The organism is Kitasatospora sp. NPDC059648 (genome assembly GCF_042734825.1).
Taxonomy (GTDB): Bacteria; Actinomycetota; Actinomycetes; order Streptomycetales; family Streptomycetaceae; genus Kitasatospora.
This window is the reverse complement of sequence record NZ_JBHWDU010000126.1, coordinates 1-16,233: the sequence shown is the minus strand read 5'-3', so window position 1 is coordinate 16,233 and position 16,233 is coordinate 1. Positions and strand designations below refer to the sequence as shown.

Here is a 16,233-nt window from a genome sequence, read left to right as displayed (position 1 = left end):
CAACAGCGCCCGCTCCGACACCCAACCGGCGTCGAACAGCTCCAGACCCTCGTCACCCGACAGACCGGCCAGCCCACCCCGGTTCATCCGGTTGACGTCGACGTCGTCCAGCTCGGCGGTCATGCCGCCGAAGCGGGCCCACGGGCCCCAGGCCAGCGAGGTCGCGGGCAGACCGAGGCTGTGACGGTGGGCGGCGAGGGCATCCAGGAAGGTGTTGGCGGCGGCGTAGTTGCCCTGGCCGGCACTGCCCATCACACCGGCGACGGAGGAGAACAGCACGAAGGCGTCGAGCTCCAGCTCGCGGGTCAGATCGTGCAGGTTGAACGCCGCGTCCACCTTCGGCCGTAGCACCGCCTCCAGCCGCTCCGGAGTGAGCGAGCCGATCACACCGTCGTCCAGCACACCGGCCGTGTGCACGACCGCGGTGAGCGGACGGCGGGCGGCGATGGTGCCGAGCAGCTCCGCCAGGGCGTCGCGGTCGGCGGCGTCGCACGCGGCGACCTCCACCTCGGCGGCGCCCAGCGCGACCAGCTCGTCCGCCAGTTCCCGCGCACCCTCGGCGGCCAGACCGCGACGGCTGGTCAGGACCAGGTGACGGACACCGTGCTCGGCGACCAGGTGACGGGCGACGAGCGAACCCAGCGCACCCGTACCACCGGTGACCAGCACCGTCCCGTCCGCGTCCGGTTCGACCCCGCCCTCGACGACCGGCGTCCGGGTCAGGCGCGGCACGCGCACCGCACCATCGCGGACGGCCGCCTCGGTCTCGTCCGAGCCGAGGACCGACCAGAGCAGCCCCGCGGTCACCGACTCATCGGCGTCCACCAGCACGAACCGGCCCGGGTTCTCCGACTGCGCCGAGCGGACCAGGCCCCAGACCGGGGCACCGGCAAGATCCTCGGCCAGCGCACCGCTCGTCACGAACACCAGCCGCGAGTCCGCGAAACGCTCCTCCGCCAGCCAGCCCTGCACCAGCGCCAGCGCGTCCCGGGCCGACCGGTGGGCGGCACCCACGACGCCCTCACCCCCGGACGGGGCGATCGGCGCGAACACCACCTCCGGCACCGAACCCTCCCCGGCCAGCTCCGCCAGACCGGCGAACGCCGTACCACCGGCGAAGACACCCTCCGCCGCACCGAGCACCGCCCACGAACCGGCCTCCGCCGCCGGCAGCGCCAGCACCGACCAGTCCAGCCCGAACAGCGCCTCGTGCGCCGCCTCCCGGCCCGCGGACAGCTGGTCGGCCGTGATCCGGCGGAAGACCAGCGAGTCGGTCGAGGCGACCGGGCTGCCGGTGCCGTCGGCCATGACCAGGGACACGCCGTCCTGGCCGGACGGGGTCAGCCGGATGCGCAGCACGGACGCGCCGGTGGCGTGCAGGGACACGCCGTTCCAGGCGAAGGGCAGACCGGTCCCCTCGCCGTCCTCGGCGTTCCGGGCGGCGCCCAGGGCGGCGGCGTGCAGGGCGGCGTCGAAGAGCGCCGGGTGGACACCGAAGCCGTCGACCGACACGCCCTCGGGCAGCGCGACCTCGGCGTACACGGCGTCCTCAAGGCGCCAGGCGGCGCGCAGGCCCCGGAAGACCGGGCCGTAGACCAGGCCGGTGGCGGCCAGGCTCTCGTACAGGTCCTCCACCTCGACCGGCTCGGCGCCCTTCGGCGGCCACACCGAGAGGTCGAAGGACGGTTCCCCGGCACCGGCCGCCAGGAAGCCGGCCGCGTGCCGCGTCCACGGCTCCACGGTGTCCGCCTCGTCCGGGCGGGAGTAGACGGCCACCGGGCGGCGGCCCAGCGAGTCCTCCGCTTCGACGATGACGCGCAGCACCAGGGCGCCGCGCTCGGTGAGGACCAGCGGGGCCTGGAGCATCAGCTCCTCGACCTGACCGAAGCCCACCTCGTCACCGGCGTGGATCGCCAGCTCGACCAAGCCGGTGCCCGGCAGGACGGCGGAGCCCATCACCAGGTGGTCGGCGATCCACGGGTGCGACTGGAGGGAGAGCCGGCCGGTGAGGACCAGCGTGTCCGACTCCGGCAGGGCGACGGCGGCGCTCAGCAGCGGGTGGCCGATGGCCACCTGGCCGAGCACGGAGACGTCGCTCGCCGGAGCGCCCATCTCCAGCCAGAAGTGCTGGTGCTGGAAGGCGTACGTCGGCAGGTCGGTGCGGCGCGCGCCGCGACCGGCGAAGACGGCCTCCCAGTCCAGCTCGGCGCCACGGGCGTGCAGCCCGGTGACGGCCCGGGTGAAGGACAGCGCCTCCGGGCGGTCCTTGCGCAGGACCGGGGCGAAGTAGCCCTCGGTGATCTCCTGCGCCAGGGCAGAGAGGGTCCCGTCCGGGCCCAGCTCCAGGAACTTGGTGACGCCCTGGGCCGCCAGGTAGGCGATGCCGTCGGCGAAGCGCACCGCCTCACGGACGTGCCGCACCCAGTACTCGGGCGTGCCCAGCTCGGTGGCCAGTTCACCCGTCACGTTCGAGACGACGGCGAACTTCGGCTCCGCGTAATTGAGTTCCGAGGCGACGGCGCGGAACTCGGCCAGCATCGGCTCCATCCGCGGCGAGTGGAACGCATGGCTCACCCGCAGCTGACGCCCCTTGCGGCCCTGCGCCTTCCAGTGCTCCAGCACCTCCAGCACGACGGCCTCGTCACCCGAAACCACCACCGACACAGGACCGTTGACCGCCGCGATGGCGATCTCCGACTCCCGGCCGGCCAGCAGCGGCAGCACCTCCGCCTCCGCCGCCTCGATCGCCGCCATCGCACCACCGGCGGGCAGCGCCTGCATCAGACGCCCACGCGCCTCCACCAGCCGCGCCGCATCCTCCAGCGACAGCACACCCGCGACATGCGCGGCAGCGATCTCACCCACCGAGTGACCGACCAGGAAGTCCGGCACCAGACCCCACGACTCCACCAGACGGAACAACGCCACCTCAACGGCGAACAGCGCCGCCTGCGTGTACGCCGTCCGGTCCAGCAGCTCCGACCCCTCGAACACCACGTCCTTCAACGGCACGTCCAGGTGGGCGTCCAGGTGCGCGCAGACCTCGTCGAAGGCCGCCGCGAACACCGGGAACGCCTCGTACAACTCCCGGCCCATCCCGGCCCGCTGGCTCCCCTGCCCCGTGAACAGGAACGCCACCTTGCCCCGGCCCACCACCCCACCGGGCACCTCGCCGCTCGCCAGGCCTGCCAACCCGGCCAGCAGCTCCTCCCGGCTCGCGCCCGAGACGACGGCCCGGTGCTCGAAGCGGGAACGCGACAGCGCCAGCGAGTAGCCGACGTCCACCGGCGACAGCTCCGGCCGCTCCCCGACGAACGCCGCCAGGCGCGCCGCCTGGTCGCGCAGTGCGCCCTCGGTCTTGCCCGACACCACCCAGGCGACAGGGGCGTCAACCGTCACCTCGACGGCCTCGGCCGGCTCCTCCGCCGGGGCCTGCTCGATGATGGTGTGCACATTGGTGCCGCTGACGCCGAAGGAGGACACCGCCGCCCGGCGCGGGCGGCCGAGCTCGGGCCACGCCCGGTTCTCGGTGAGCAGCTCGACCGCGCCCGCCGACCAGTCGACGTGCGGGGTCGGCTCGTCCACGTGGAGCGTCTGCGGGAGGACGCCCTCCTGCATCGCCATGACCATCTTGATCACACCGGCGACACCGGCCGCCGTCTGGGTGTGGCCGATGTTGGACTTGATCGAGCCGAGCCAGAGCGGCTCGCCGCCCTCGCGGCCCTGGCCGTAGGTGGCGATCAGGGCCTGGGCCTCGATCGGGTCGCCCAGCCGGGTGCCGGTGCCGTGCGCCTCGACGACGTCCACGTCGCCCGTGGTGAGCCCGGCGCCGGCCAGGGCCTGGCGGATGACGCGCTGCTGGGACGGGCCGTTCGGCGCCGTCAGGCCGTTGGAGGCGCCGTCCTGGTTGACGGCCGAACCCCGCACCACCGCAAGGACCTTGTGGCCCTTGGCCTGCGCGTCCGACAGCCGCTCCAGCACGAGCAGTCCGGCGCCCTCGGACCAGCCGGTGCCGTCGGCGGCGCCCGCGAAGGCCTTGCAACGGCCGTCGCCGGAGAGGCCGCGCTGGCGGCTGAACTCGACGAAGGCGCCGGGGGTGGCCATGACGGTGATGCCGCCCGCGAGGGCCATGTCGCACTCGCCCTGGCGCAGCGACTGCGCGGCGAGGTGCAGGGCCACCAGGGAGGAGGAGCAGGCGGTGTCGACGGTGACCGCCGGGCCCTCCAGGCCCAGGGTGTACGAGACGCGGCCGGAGATGACCGACGACTGGGTGCCGGTGAGGAAGTAGCCCTCGGTGCCCTCGGGGGCGTCGGCGTCGATGCCGTAGCCCTGCGAGCCGGCGCCGATGAAGACGCCGCCCTGGGTGCCGTGCAGGGACAACGGGTCGATGCCCGCGCGCTCCAGCGCCTCCCACGCGGCCTCCAGCAGCAGACGCTGCTGCGGGTCCATGGCGAGCGCCTCGCGCGGCGAGATCCCGAAGAAGCCGGCGTCGAAGCCGCCCGCCTCCTCGATGAACCCGCCCTCGTAGGCGTAGGTGGTGCCGCTCGCCTCGGGGTCCGGGTCGTACAGGTCGTCGATGGGCCAGCCGCGGTCGGTCGGGAACGGCGTGATCGCGTCGCGGCCGTCCAGGACGAGCCGCCACAGCGCCTCGGGCGTGTCGACGCCGCCGGGGTAGCGGCAACTCATGGCGACGATGGCGATGGGCTCGTCGGCGGTGAGTGCGGTGGCGACGGCGGGCAGCGCCGCGGCGGTGTCGGTGCCGACCAGCTCGGTGCGGATGTAGTCGGCCACGGCGGCGGCGGTCGGGTAGTCGAAGACCAGCGTGGTCGGCATCCGGAGCCCGGTGGCGCCGTTGAGGCGGTTGCGGATGTCGACGGCGGTGAGCGAGTCGAAGCCGAGCTCGCGGAAGGCGGCGCCGGGCTCGATCGCGGCGGCCTCGGCGTGGCCGAGGGCGGCGGCGGCCTGGGTGCGCACCAGCTCAAGGACGATCGCTTGCTGCTCGGCCGTGCTCAGGCCGGCGAGCCGCTGGGCGAGGGCGTTGCCGCCGGCGGCGGCGGTCGGGGCCGGGGCCTCGGCGGCGTCCAGGACGTGCCGGACCTCGGGCAGGCCTCCGATCAGCGGGCGCTGCCGGACGGCGGAGTAGGCGGGGGCGAAGCGCTCCCAGTCCATGTCGGCGATGGAGACGGTGGTCTCCTCGTGCTCGACGGCCTGGACGAGGGCGGAGACCGCGAGTTCGGGGCTCATCCGCTTGAGGCCGACGCGCAGCATCGCCTCCTCGTCGCCGTCGGTGCCCATGCCGCCGCCGCCCCACAGGCCCCAGGCGATGGAGGTGGCGGTACGGCCCTTGGCACGGCGCTGCTCGGCGAAGGCGTCCAGGAAGGAATTGCCCGCCGCGTAGGCGCCCTGGTCCGCGCCGCCCCAGACGGCGGCGTTGGACGAGAAGAGCACGAAGGCGTCCAGCGGCCGGTCGCCCAGCAGGTCGTCCAGGTGGGTGGCGCCGGCGGCCTTGGCGGCGACGATCCGGGCGACCTCGCCCAGGTCGGTGGTCATCAGGGCGCCGGTGTCGCCGACGCCGGCGGCGTGGACGACGGCGGTGAGCGGCAGAGCGTCGGCCTGCGCGTCGATCCGCTCCAGGACGGCGGCCAGTGCCTCGCGGTCGCCCGCGTCGCAGGCCTCGAAGGTGACCCGGGCGCCGAACTCGGCCAGCTCGGCGGCCAGTTCGCTCGCGCCGGGGGCCCGGTCGCCGCGCCGGCTGGTGAGCACCAGGTGCTCGGCGCCGTTGGCGGCCGCCCAGCGGGCGACGTGGCCGCCGAGGGCGCCGGTGCCACCGGTGATCAGGACCGTGCCGCGCGGCGTCCACGAGCCGCCCGCCTGGTCGGCGAGCGAGGAGCGGACGAGACGGCGGCCGAACACACCGGTCGCGCGGACCGCGAGCTCGTCCTCACCGCCCCCGCCGGACAGCACGTCGGCGAGCCGGCCGACGGCACGGTCGTCGACGGTGCCGGGAAGGTCGACCAGACCGCCCCAGCGGTTCGGGTGCTCCAGGCCGGCCACCCGGCCGAGGCCCCAGACCTGGGCCTGCGCGGGATCGGCGGCGAGGTCGGAGCGGCCGACGGAGATGCCGCCGCGGGTGGCGAGCCAGAGCGGGGCCTCGACGCCCGCGTCGCCGAGCGCCTGGACGAGGGTGAGCGTCCCGGCGAGCCCGGCGGGCACGAAGGGATGGGCGGCGTGCGGGGCCGTGTCGAACCCGAGCAGCGACAGCACGCCGTTCAGGGGGGTGTCACCGGCCGCCGCGCGGATCCGCTCGGCGAGCGCGGCGCGGTCGGTGTCGGCCGCGTCCCAGTCGACCCGGACGGCCACGCCGCCGCGCGCCGTCAGAGCACGCTCGGCGGCGGACACCCAGGCGTCCCCGGCGGCCTCGCCGGCCGGGACCACCAGCAGCCAAGTGCCGGAGACACCGGCGGTGGGGGCGGAGGAGAGCGGCTTCCAGGTGACGCGGTAGCGCCACGAGTCGACGGTGTTGCGCTGACGGCTCTGCCGGCGCCAGGTCGACAGCACGGGCAGCGCGGCCTCCAGCCAGGCCGGCTCGGCGCCGTCGACGGAGAGCGCGGCGGCGAGGGCGGCGGTGTCCTCCCGCTCGACGGCCTCCCAGAAGCGCGCCTCCTCGGGTGCGGCACCGCTGACGGTGGCCGGCTCCTCGGGCGCGGCCGACTCCAGCCAGTAACGCTGGTGCTGGAAGGCGTAGGTGGGCAGGTCGACGCGCTGGGCACCGCGACCGGCGAACACCGACTCCCAGTCCAGCTCGGCGCCGTACGTGTGGAGGCCGGTGACGGCCTGGGTGAAGGACAGCGCCTCCGGGCGGTCCTTGCGCAGGACCGGGGCGAAGTGGCCCTCGGTGATCTCCTGCGCGAGGGCGGACAGCGTGCCGTCCGGGCCCAGCTCCAGGAAGTCGGTGACGCCCTGGGCCGCCAGGTAGGCGATGCCGTCGGCGAAGCGCACCGCCTCACGGACGTGCCGCACCCAGTACTCGGGGGACGTCAGCTCGGTGGCCAGTTCACCGGTGACGTTGGACACCACGGCGAACGTCGGCTCGGCGTACGTGAGTTCCGAGGCGACGGCGCGGAACTCGGCCAGCATCGGCTCCATCCGCGGCGAGTGGAACGCATGGCTCACCCGCAGCTGACGACCCCGACGGCCCTGCGCCTTCCAGTGCTCCAGCACCTCCAGCACCGCGGCCTCGTCGCCCGAAACCACCACCGACACAGGACCGTTGACCGCCGCCACGGCGATCTCCGACTCCCGGCCGGCCAGCAGCGGCAACACCTCCGCCTCGGTCGCCTCGATCGCCGCCATCGCACCACCTGCGGGCAGCGCCTGCATCAGACGCCCACGCGCCTCGACGAGCTTGGCGGCGTCGTCCAGCGACAGCACGCCCGCGACATGCGCGGCAGCGATCTCACCCACCGAGTGACCGACCAGGAAGTCCGGCTTCAGACCCCACGACTCCACCAGACGGAACAGCGCCACCTCGACCGCGAACAGCGCCGCCTGCGTGTACGCCGTCCGGTCCAGCAGCTCCGACGCCTCGAACACCACGTCTTTCAAGGGCAGTTCGAAGCGATCGCACACCTCGTCGAACGCCGCGGCGAACACCGGGAAGGTGCCGTACAGCTCCCGGCCCATCCCCGACCGCTGGCTCCCCTGCCCCGTGAACAGGAACGCGAGCCCGCCGACCGAGGCGGCCGACCCGCCGACGACGCCCACGTCGGTCCGGCCCTCGGCCACCGCCGCCAGGCCCGCCAGCAGCTCGTCCCGGCCAGCACCCGACACCACCGCACGGTGGTCGAACCGGGCCCGCGACAGCGCCAGCGAATACCCGACGTCCACCGGCGACAGCTCCGGCCGCTCCCCGACGAACGCCGCAAGCCGCGCCGCCTGGTCGCGCAGTGCGCCCTCGGACTTGCCCGACACCACCCACGACACCGGGGCGATGACGGCGGCCTCCGCCACCTCCTCCGGCTCCTCCGCCGGGGCCTCTTCCAGGATCACGTGCGCGTTCGTGCCACTGATGCCGAACGAGGACACCGCCGCGCGGCGCGGACGGCCGACCGCCGGCCAGTCCCGCGCCTCGGTCAGCAGCTCGACCGCGCCCGCCGACCAGTCGACCTTCGTCGACGGCCGGTCCACGTGCAGGGTCTTGGGCATGACGCCGTTGCGCAGCGCCATCACCATCTTGATGATGCCGCCCGCGCCGGCCGCCGCCTGGGTGTGGCCGACGTTGGACTTGAACGAGCCGATCCACAGCGGGTTGTCGGCCGGGCGTTCCTGACCGTAGGTGTTGATCAGGGCCTGGGCCTCGATCGGGTCGCCCAGGCTGGTGCCGGTGCCGTGCGCCTCGACCACGTCGATCTGGTCGGAGGAGAGCTGCGCGTTGTCCAGCGCCTGGCGGATGACGCGCTGCTGCGAGGGACCGTTGGGCGCGGTCAGGCCGCTGCTCGCGCCGTCCTGGTTGACGGCGGATCCCCGCACGACGGCCAGCACCTTGTGGCCGTTGCGGCGCGCGTCGGACAGCCGCTCCAGCAGCAGCATGCCGACGCCCTCGGCGAAGCCGGCGCCGTCGGCCCGGTCGGAGAAGGCCTTGCAGCGGCCGTCGGCCGAGAGGCCGCCCTGACGGGCGAGGTCGATGAAGGCCTCGGGGGTGGACATGACCGTGGTGCCGCCGGCCAGGGCCATCGTGCACTCGCCGTTGCGCAGCGCCTGCGCGGCCAGGTGCAGGGTGACGAGCGAGGAGGAGCAGGCCGTGTCGACGGAGACGGCGGGGCCCTCCAGGCCCAGGGTGTAGGAGATCCGGCCGGAGGTGACGCTGTACGCGTTGCCGGTGCTGAGGTACCCCTCGACGTCTTCGGGGAGGCGGTCGAGCCGGGTCGCGTAGTCCTGGTACATCACGCCGGCGAATACGCCGGTCCGGCTTCCGCGCAGCGAGTGCGGGTCGATTCCGGCGTGCTCGAAAGCCTCCCAGGAGATTTCCAGGAGAAGGCGCTGCTGCGGGTCCATCGCGAGCGCCTCGCGGGGGGAGATCCCGAAGAACGCGGGGTCGAACTGCGCCGCGTCGTAGAGGAATCCGCTTTCCCGGTTGTAGAACGTTCCGGGCTTTTCCCGGTCCGGGCTGTAGAGCCGTTCGATGTCCCATCCGCGGTCGGACGGAAGGGCGGACACCGCGTCCCTGCCCTCGGCGACCATCTCCCAGAGTTCCTCGGGGGAATTGGCGCCACCGGGATAGCGGCAGCTCATTCCCACGATGGCGATGGGCTCGTGCGCCCGCGAGTCGGCCTCGTTCAACAGCTGCTTCGTCTGCTGCAGATCGGCCATTACCCGCTTGAGGTAGTCGCGAAGCTTCTGCTCATTCTGCATCTAAAGCAACCTCTTGAGGAGCGCGGCGGGACATCGACATGACTTCACATGCGACGCTAGGAGCTGGCTCCCCGCGGCGGCCACCCCTAGCGTCCCTAGTCGCCCCCCTACGACCCCAGAGGGGCGGGAAATACCGCGTGGCCAGGGATATTCGGCCCGCCGGACCGGACGTACGGACCGGCCCGGTACGGAGGAACGGGACGGAGGCGCGGGGGCGGAGGGGCTCGACGGAGGTTCGGTGCGGTGGTGCGGAACAGCCGTCCGGACGGCCGAGGGGCGGCCTTCCGGACGGCTGGGGCGGGCTGGGACGGGCGGGCCCGGCCGGGCCCGGCGGAGGGTCAGCCCAGGCCGAGCTCCTGGTCGATCAGCGCGAACATCTCGTCGTCGCTCACCGCGTCCAGGTCCGTCACCGCGGCGGCGGCACCGGCACCGCCGCCGGACACCACCACGGAGCGGCCCAGGGTGGCCAGCAGGCCCTGGAGGCGGTTGACCACCTTGTCCCGGTCCTCGTCCGACAGCTCCGCGGCCGACAGCGTGGCCTCCAGCCGGCCCAGGTCGGCGTGCACCGGGGCGGCTCCCTGGACGGCCGGGCCGGCGCTGATCCGGGTGCCGAGGTGGCCGGCGACCGCACCCGCCGACGGGTAGTCGAAGATCAGCGTGGCGGGCAGCCGCAGGCCGGTCGCCCCGTTGAGCCGGTTGCGCAGCTCCAGGGCGGTCAGCGAGTCGACGCCGAGGTCGATGAAGCCGCGCCCCGCCTCGACCTGACGGTGGTTCGTGAAGCCGAGCACCTTGGCCACGTTGACCTGCACCAGCTCCAGCAGGACCTCGGCCCGCTTCTCCTCGCTCAACCCGGCCAGCCGGCGGACCAGCTGCTCCGCCGGGGACTCCCCCGACGCGCCGGCGGTCGACGCCTCGCGCCGGGCCGGGACGCGGACGAGCCCGTCGAGCAGGGCCGTGAGGTCGCCGGCCGCGGCCTGGGCCCTCAGCTGCGGCAGGTCGAGCCGCACGGGCACGATCACGGCCTCGGCGGTCGCGAGCGCGGCGTCGAGGAGCTCCAGGCCCTCCGCCGAGGGGATCGTCGCCAGGCCCGAGCCGGTGATGCGCTGCACGTCGCCGGAGCCGAGCTTGGAGGTCAGCTCGCTGCGCTGCTCCCACAGGCCCCAGGCCAGGGAGTGGGCGGTGAGCCCGGCGGCGCGGCGGTGCCCGGCGAGGGCGTCCAGAAAGACGTTCGCCGCGGCGTAGTTGGCCTGGCCGGGGCCGCCGAAGACGCCCGCGGCGGAGGAGAAGAGCACGAAGGCGTCGAGCTCCAGGTGGCGGGTGAGCTCGTGCAGGTTGACGGCCGCGTCCACCTTAGGGCGCATGACCGCCGCCAGCCGCTCCGGGGTGAGCGAGCCGATCACCCCGTCGTCCAGGACGCCGGCGGTGTGGACGACGCCGGTGAGCGGGTGCTCGGCCGGGACGGCCGCCAGCAGCGCCGCCAGGGCCTCGCGGTCGGCGGCGTCGCAGGCGGCGACGGTCACCTCGGCCCCGAGCCCGGCCAGTTCGGCCACCAGCTCGGCGGCGCCCTCGGCCGCCGGGCCGCGCCGGCTGGTCAGGAGCAGGCGGCGGACGCCGTACCCGGTCACCAGGTGACGGGCGACGAGCCCGCCGAGCGAGCCGGTTCCGCCGGTGATCAGCACCGTTCCCCCGGGGGCGAAGCGGGGAGCGCCGCTCCCGTCGGCGCCGTCCGCGTCGGATCCGACGGGCTGCTCGACGCGGGCCAGCTTCGGCACGTACAGCACGCCGTCACGCAGGGCCAGCTCCGGCTCCACGGAGGCGGCGGCCAGCGCCAGCACGTCGTACCCGACGGACTCGGCGCCGTCCGGATCCAGGTCCAGCAGGACGAACCGCCCGGGGTTCTCGGCCTCGGCCGAACGCACCAGGCCCCACAGGGCCGCGTGCACCAGGTCGGTCGGAGCCGCGTCGGCCCGCCCGGCCGTCGCGCCACGGGTGACCATCAGCAGCCGGGCGCCGTCCAGCCGGTCCGCCGCCAGCCAGCCCCGCACCGTCTCCAGGGCGCGCGCGGTCGCGGCCCCGGCGTCCTCGGCGAGCGTCGGCAGGGTGTCGGCGGAGCCCGCCGGGGCCCACGGCAGGCAGACCGTGTCCGGCACCCGGCCGCCCTCCTCGACGGCCGCGAGCAGCTCGGTGAGGCCCGGGTGGACGGACACCCCGCCGGCGACGCCCTTCAGCGCGCCGTGCAGCCCGAGCGCGTCCTCGCCCAGTGCCGCCCAGCTGCCCGTGGCCGGCGCGACCGCCGGGGCCGGCACCCAGTCCACGTGATAGAGCGGCCGGACCGCACCGCCCGCCGAGGCCAGCTGCCGGGCGGACACCGGCCGGGTCGCCAGGCCCTCGACGGAGACCACCGGCGCGCCCGTGGCGTCCCCGGCGGCCAGGGTGATCCGCTTCTCCTCGTCCATGGTGAGGCGCACCCGCAGGTGGGAGGCGCCCTCCGCGTGGAAGGTGACACCGGCCCAGGAGAACGGGATCCGGACCTCGGGCTCCTCCTCCGCGCCGTCCGCCGCACCGGCGGCCCGGGCGGCGGCCCGGGCGGCGGCCCGGTGGTTCACGGCGACGATCGAGGCGTGCAGCGCGGAGTCCAGCAGCGCCGGGTGGACGGAGAACCCGCGGGTCGCGGTGCCCTCCGCGAGCTCCACCTCGGCGAAGACCTCCTCGCCGCGTACCCAGACCGCGCGCAGGCCCCGGAAGACCGGACCGTACTCGTAGCCCTGCTCGTTCAGGCCCTCGTACAGCCCGTCCAGCCCGATCTCCTCCGCCCCGGCCGGCGGCCAGGACAGCAGGTCGGCCTCGACGGTGACGGGGGCCGTGCCGAGCGCGCCGACGGCGTGCGTCGTCCACGGCTCCTCGGCGGCGCCGTCCGGGCGGGAGTGGACACCGACCGAACGGTGCCCGGACGCGTCCGCCGCGCCCACGACGACCTGCACCTGCAGCGCACCGGTCGCCGGGAGCACCAGCGGGGCCTGGATGGTCAGTTCCTCGACCTGCCCGTACCCAACCTGGTCACCGGCGTGCACGGCCAGCTCCACCAGGCCCGTGCCCGGCACCAGGACCGTGCCCATCACCGCGTGGTCCGCCAGCCACGGGTGCGAGCGCAGCGAGACCCGACCGGTGAACACCATGGTGTCGGTGCCGGCGGGCGTCACCGCGGCGCCGAGCAGGGCGTGCCCGCTCTCCGCCAGGCCGAGCCCGGCGGCGTCGCCGGCGGAGGCGCCGCCCTCCAGCCAGAAGCGCTGGTGCTGGAAGGCGTAGGTGGGCAGGTCGACGCGCTGGGCACCGCGACCGGCGAAGACGGCCTCCCAGTCCAGCTCGGCGCCTCGGGCGTGCAGGCCGGTGACGGCCTGGGTGAAGGACAGGGCTTCCGGGCGGTCCTTGCGCAGGACCGGGGCGAAGTGACCCTCGGTGATCTCCTGCGCGAGGGCGGACAGCGTGCCGTCCGGGCCCAGCTCCAGGAACTTGGTGACGCCCTGCTCCGCCAGGTAGGCGATGCCGTCGGCGAAGCGCACCGCCTCGCGGACGTGCCGCACCCAGTACTCGGGGGACGTCAGCTCGGTGGCCAGTTCACCGGTGACGTTGGAGACGACGGCGAACGTCGGCTCGCTGTAGGTCAACTCGGCTGCCACGGCGCGGAACTCGGCCAGCATCGGCTCCATCCGCGGCGAGTGGAACGCGTGGCTCACCCGCAGCTGACGACCCCGGCGGCCCTGCGCCTTCCAGTGCTCCAGCACCTCCAGCACCGCTGCCTCGTCGCCCGAAACCACCACCGACACAGGACCGTTGACCGCCGCGATGGCGATCTCCGACTCCCGGCCGGCCAGCAGCGGCAGCACCTCCGCCTCCGTCGCCTCGATCGCCGCCATCGCACCACCGGTGGGCAGCGCCTGCATCAGACGCCCACGCGCCTCGACGAGCCTGGCCGCATCGTCCAGCGACAGCACGCCCGCGACGTGGGCGGCAGCGATCTCGCCCACCGAGTGGCCGACCAGGAAGTCCGGCTTCAGACCCCACGACTCCACCAGACGGAACAGCGCCACCTCGACCGCGAACAGCGCCGCCTGCGTGTACTCCGTCCGGTCCAGCAGCTCCGACGCCTCGAACACCACATCCTTCAAAGGCAGTTCGAAGCGATCGCACACCTCGTCGAAGGCCGCCGCGAACACCGGGAACGCCTCGTACAACTCCCGGCCCATCCCCGACCGCTGGCTGCCCTGCCCCGTGAACAGGAACGCCAGCTTGCCCCGGCCCACCGTCTCGCCGGAAACCTCGCCGCTCGCCACGCCGGCGAGGCCCGCCAGCAGCTCGTCCCGGCTCGCACCCGACACCACCGCACGGTGGTCGAACCGGGCCCGCGACAGCGCCAGCGAGTACCCGACGTCCGCCGGCGACAGCTCCGGCCGCTCCCCGACGAACGCCACCAGCCGCCCGGCCTGCGCCCGCAGTGCCGCCTCGGACTTGCCCGACACCACCCACGGCACCGGAGCGTCGACGGTGACCGCAGCCGCCTCCGCCGGCTCCTCCACCGGAGCCTGCTCCAGGATCACGTGCGCGTTGGTGCCGCTCAGGCCGAACGAGGACACACCGGCCCGGCGCGGACGCCCAGCCTCCGGCCAGTCTCGGTTCTCGGTCAGCAGCTCGACCGCGCCCGCCGACCAGTCGACCTTCGTCGACGGCCGGTCCACGTGCAGCGTCTGCGGCATGACGCCCTCGCGCAGCGCCATCACCATCTTGATCACACCGGCGACACCGGCGGCGGCCTGGGTGTGGCCGATGTTGGACTTGATCGAGCCGATCCACAGCGGCCGGCCCGCCTCACGGCCCTGTCCGTACGTGGCCAGCAGCGCCTGTGCCTCGATCGGGTCGCCCAGCGTGGTGCCGGTGCCGTGCGCCTCGACCACGTCCACGTCCCCCGTGGACAGGCCCGCGTCGGCCAGCGCCTGCCGGACCATACGCTGCTGGGACGGGCCGTTCGGCGCCGTCAGGCCGTTGGAGGCACCGTCCTGGTTGACGGCGGATCCCCGCAGGACGGCGAGGATCCGGTGCCCGTTGCGGCGCGCCTCGGAGAGCCGCTCCAGCACCAGCATGCCGACGCCCTCGCCCCAGATCGTGCCGTCGGCGGCCTCCGCGAAGGCCTTGATCCGGCCGTCCTCGGCGAGGCCGCGCTGACGGGAGAAGTCCGTGAAGGAGATCGGGGTCGCCTGCACCTGCACGCCGCCCGCGAGGGCGAGCGTGCAGTCGCCGCGCCGCAGCGCCTGCGCGGCCAGGTGCAGGGTCACCAGGGACGAGGAGCAGGCGGTGTCCAGGCTGACCGCCGGACCCTGGAGGCCGAGGCTGTAGGAGATGCGGCCGGAGGCCACGCTGTTGACGTTGCCGTTCGAGAGGAACGGTTCGAGGTCGGCCGGCACGGTCGGGAGGATGCAGCCGTACTCGTTGTGGATCACACCGAGGTACACCCCGGTCGCGCTGCCCTTGAGCGAGGCCGGGTCGATGCCCGCCCGCTCCAGCGCCTCCCACGAGACCTCCAGCGCGAGCCGCTGCTGCGGGTCCATGGCGACGGCCTCGCGCGGCGAGATGCCGAAGAAGGCCGGGTCGAAGGCTTCGACGTCCTTGAGGAAGCCACCCTGGTGGACGTAGGTGGTGCCGGCCCGGTCGGGGTCCGGGTCGTAGAGCCCTTCCAGGTCCCAGCCGCGCCCCTGCGGGAAGTCGGCGATCGCGTCGCCGCCGCCCGCCACCAGCTGCCACAGCTCCTCCGGCGAGGTCACCCCGCCCGGAAAGCGGCAGGCCATGCCGACGATCGCGATCGGCTCCCGCCCGGCCTCCTCGACCTCGATCAGGCGATTGCGAGTTCGGCGCAGCTCCGCGGTCACGAACTTGAGGTTTTCCAGCAGCTTCACGTCTTGCGCCATTTCCGCATCACCTATCGAAAGTCAATCCTTGGCGGACGGGCCCGTGTTCGGCCCGTCCGTCCGCTGAGAACAGAACGGCGGCCCGGACGGCGCGTGGCCGTCCGGGTCGCCATGGCACTACGCCCCGCCGAACTCCCGCTGGATGATGTCCAGGATCTCGTCGGCCGTGGCCGACTCGAGGTCGTCGTTCCCGTGCTCGGCCCCGAGGACCGTGCTCTGGATCTCGTTCCACCTGGCCAGGACCGCCTGCAGCCGGTTCGTGATCCGCGCGGCCTCCTCGCCCTCGGGCGAGGCACCGGCGATCGCGGACTCCAGCCGGTCCAGCTCCGACAGCACCGAGCCGACGGGCGCGACGGCGGGCTCGGCGGCGCCACCGACCTCGGCGAGCAGGTACTGCGCCAGGTCGGACGGGGTGGGGTAGTCGAAGACCAGGGTCGCGGGCAGGCGCAGTCCGGTGAGGGTGTTGAGCCGGTTGCGCAGCTCGACCGCGGTCAGCGAGTCGAAGCCCAGTTCCTTGAAGCTCCGCTCGGGGTCGATCGCGCCCGCGCCCGTGTGCCGCAGGACCTCGGCGACGTTCGACGCCACCAGGTCGAGCAGGTGCTCCAGCTGCTCGGCCGCCGGACGGCCGGCCAGCTGGTCCGCCAGCGACACCGGGCCGCCGACCGTACCCGCACCGGCCCGGGCCGCGCGCCGCACCGGCGTCCGGACGAGCTTGCGCAGGATCGCGAAGTCCGGTCCGTCGCCGGCCCGGATCCGCTCCGGCTCCAGTCCCATCGGGGAGGCGACGGGCAGGCCGGCCGCCAGCACGACGTCCAGGAGTTCGAGACCGCGCCCGGTCGGCAACGGACTCATCCCCGCCCGGCGA

Annotated in this window: 3 protein-coding genes; all 3 read right to left on the bottom strand. The window is 74.2% G+C overall.

Annotation, left to right across the window (positions count from 1 at the left end):
• A partial coding sequence (locus ACFV1W_RS37690) for a type I polyketide synthase (RefSeq protein WP_380421804.1) occupies nucleotides 1-9,411 on the bottom strand: 9,411 nt, incomplete at its 3' end.
• 338 nt (nucleotides 9,412-9,749) lie between these two features.
• Complete coding sequence (locus ACFV1W_RS37685) at nucleotides 9,750-15,368, bottom strand: type I polyketide synthase (RefSeq protein ID WP_380421803.1); 5,619 nt, start codon at nucleotides 15,366-15,368, stop codon at nucleotides 9,750-9,752.
• A 117-nt stretch (nucleotides 15,369-15,485) separates the two neighbouring features.
• Nucleotides 15,486-16,233 (bottom strand): phosphopantetheine-binding protein (locus ACFV1W_RS37680; RefSeq protein ID WP_380421802.1); only part of this gene is annotated, 748 nt, incomplete at its 5' end.

Coding starts and splice junctions, on each gene's coding strand:
- ACFV1W_RS37685 (WP_380421803.1), bottom strand. CDS start 15,368: ATGGCGCAAGACGTGAAGCTGCTGGAAAACCTCAAGTTCGTGACCGCG.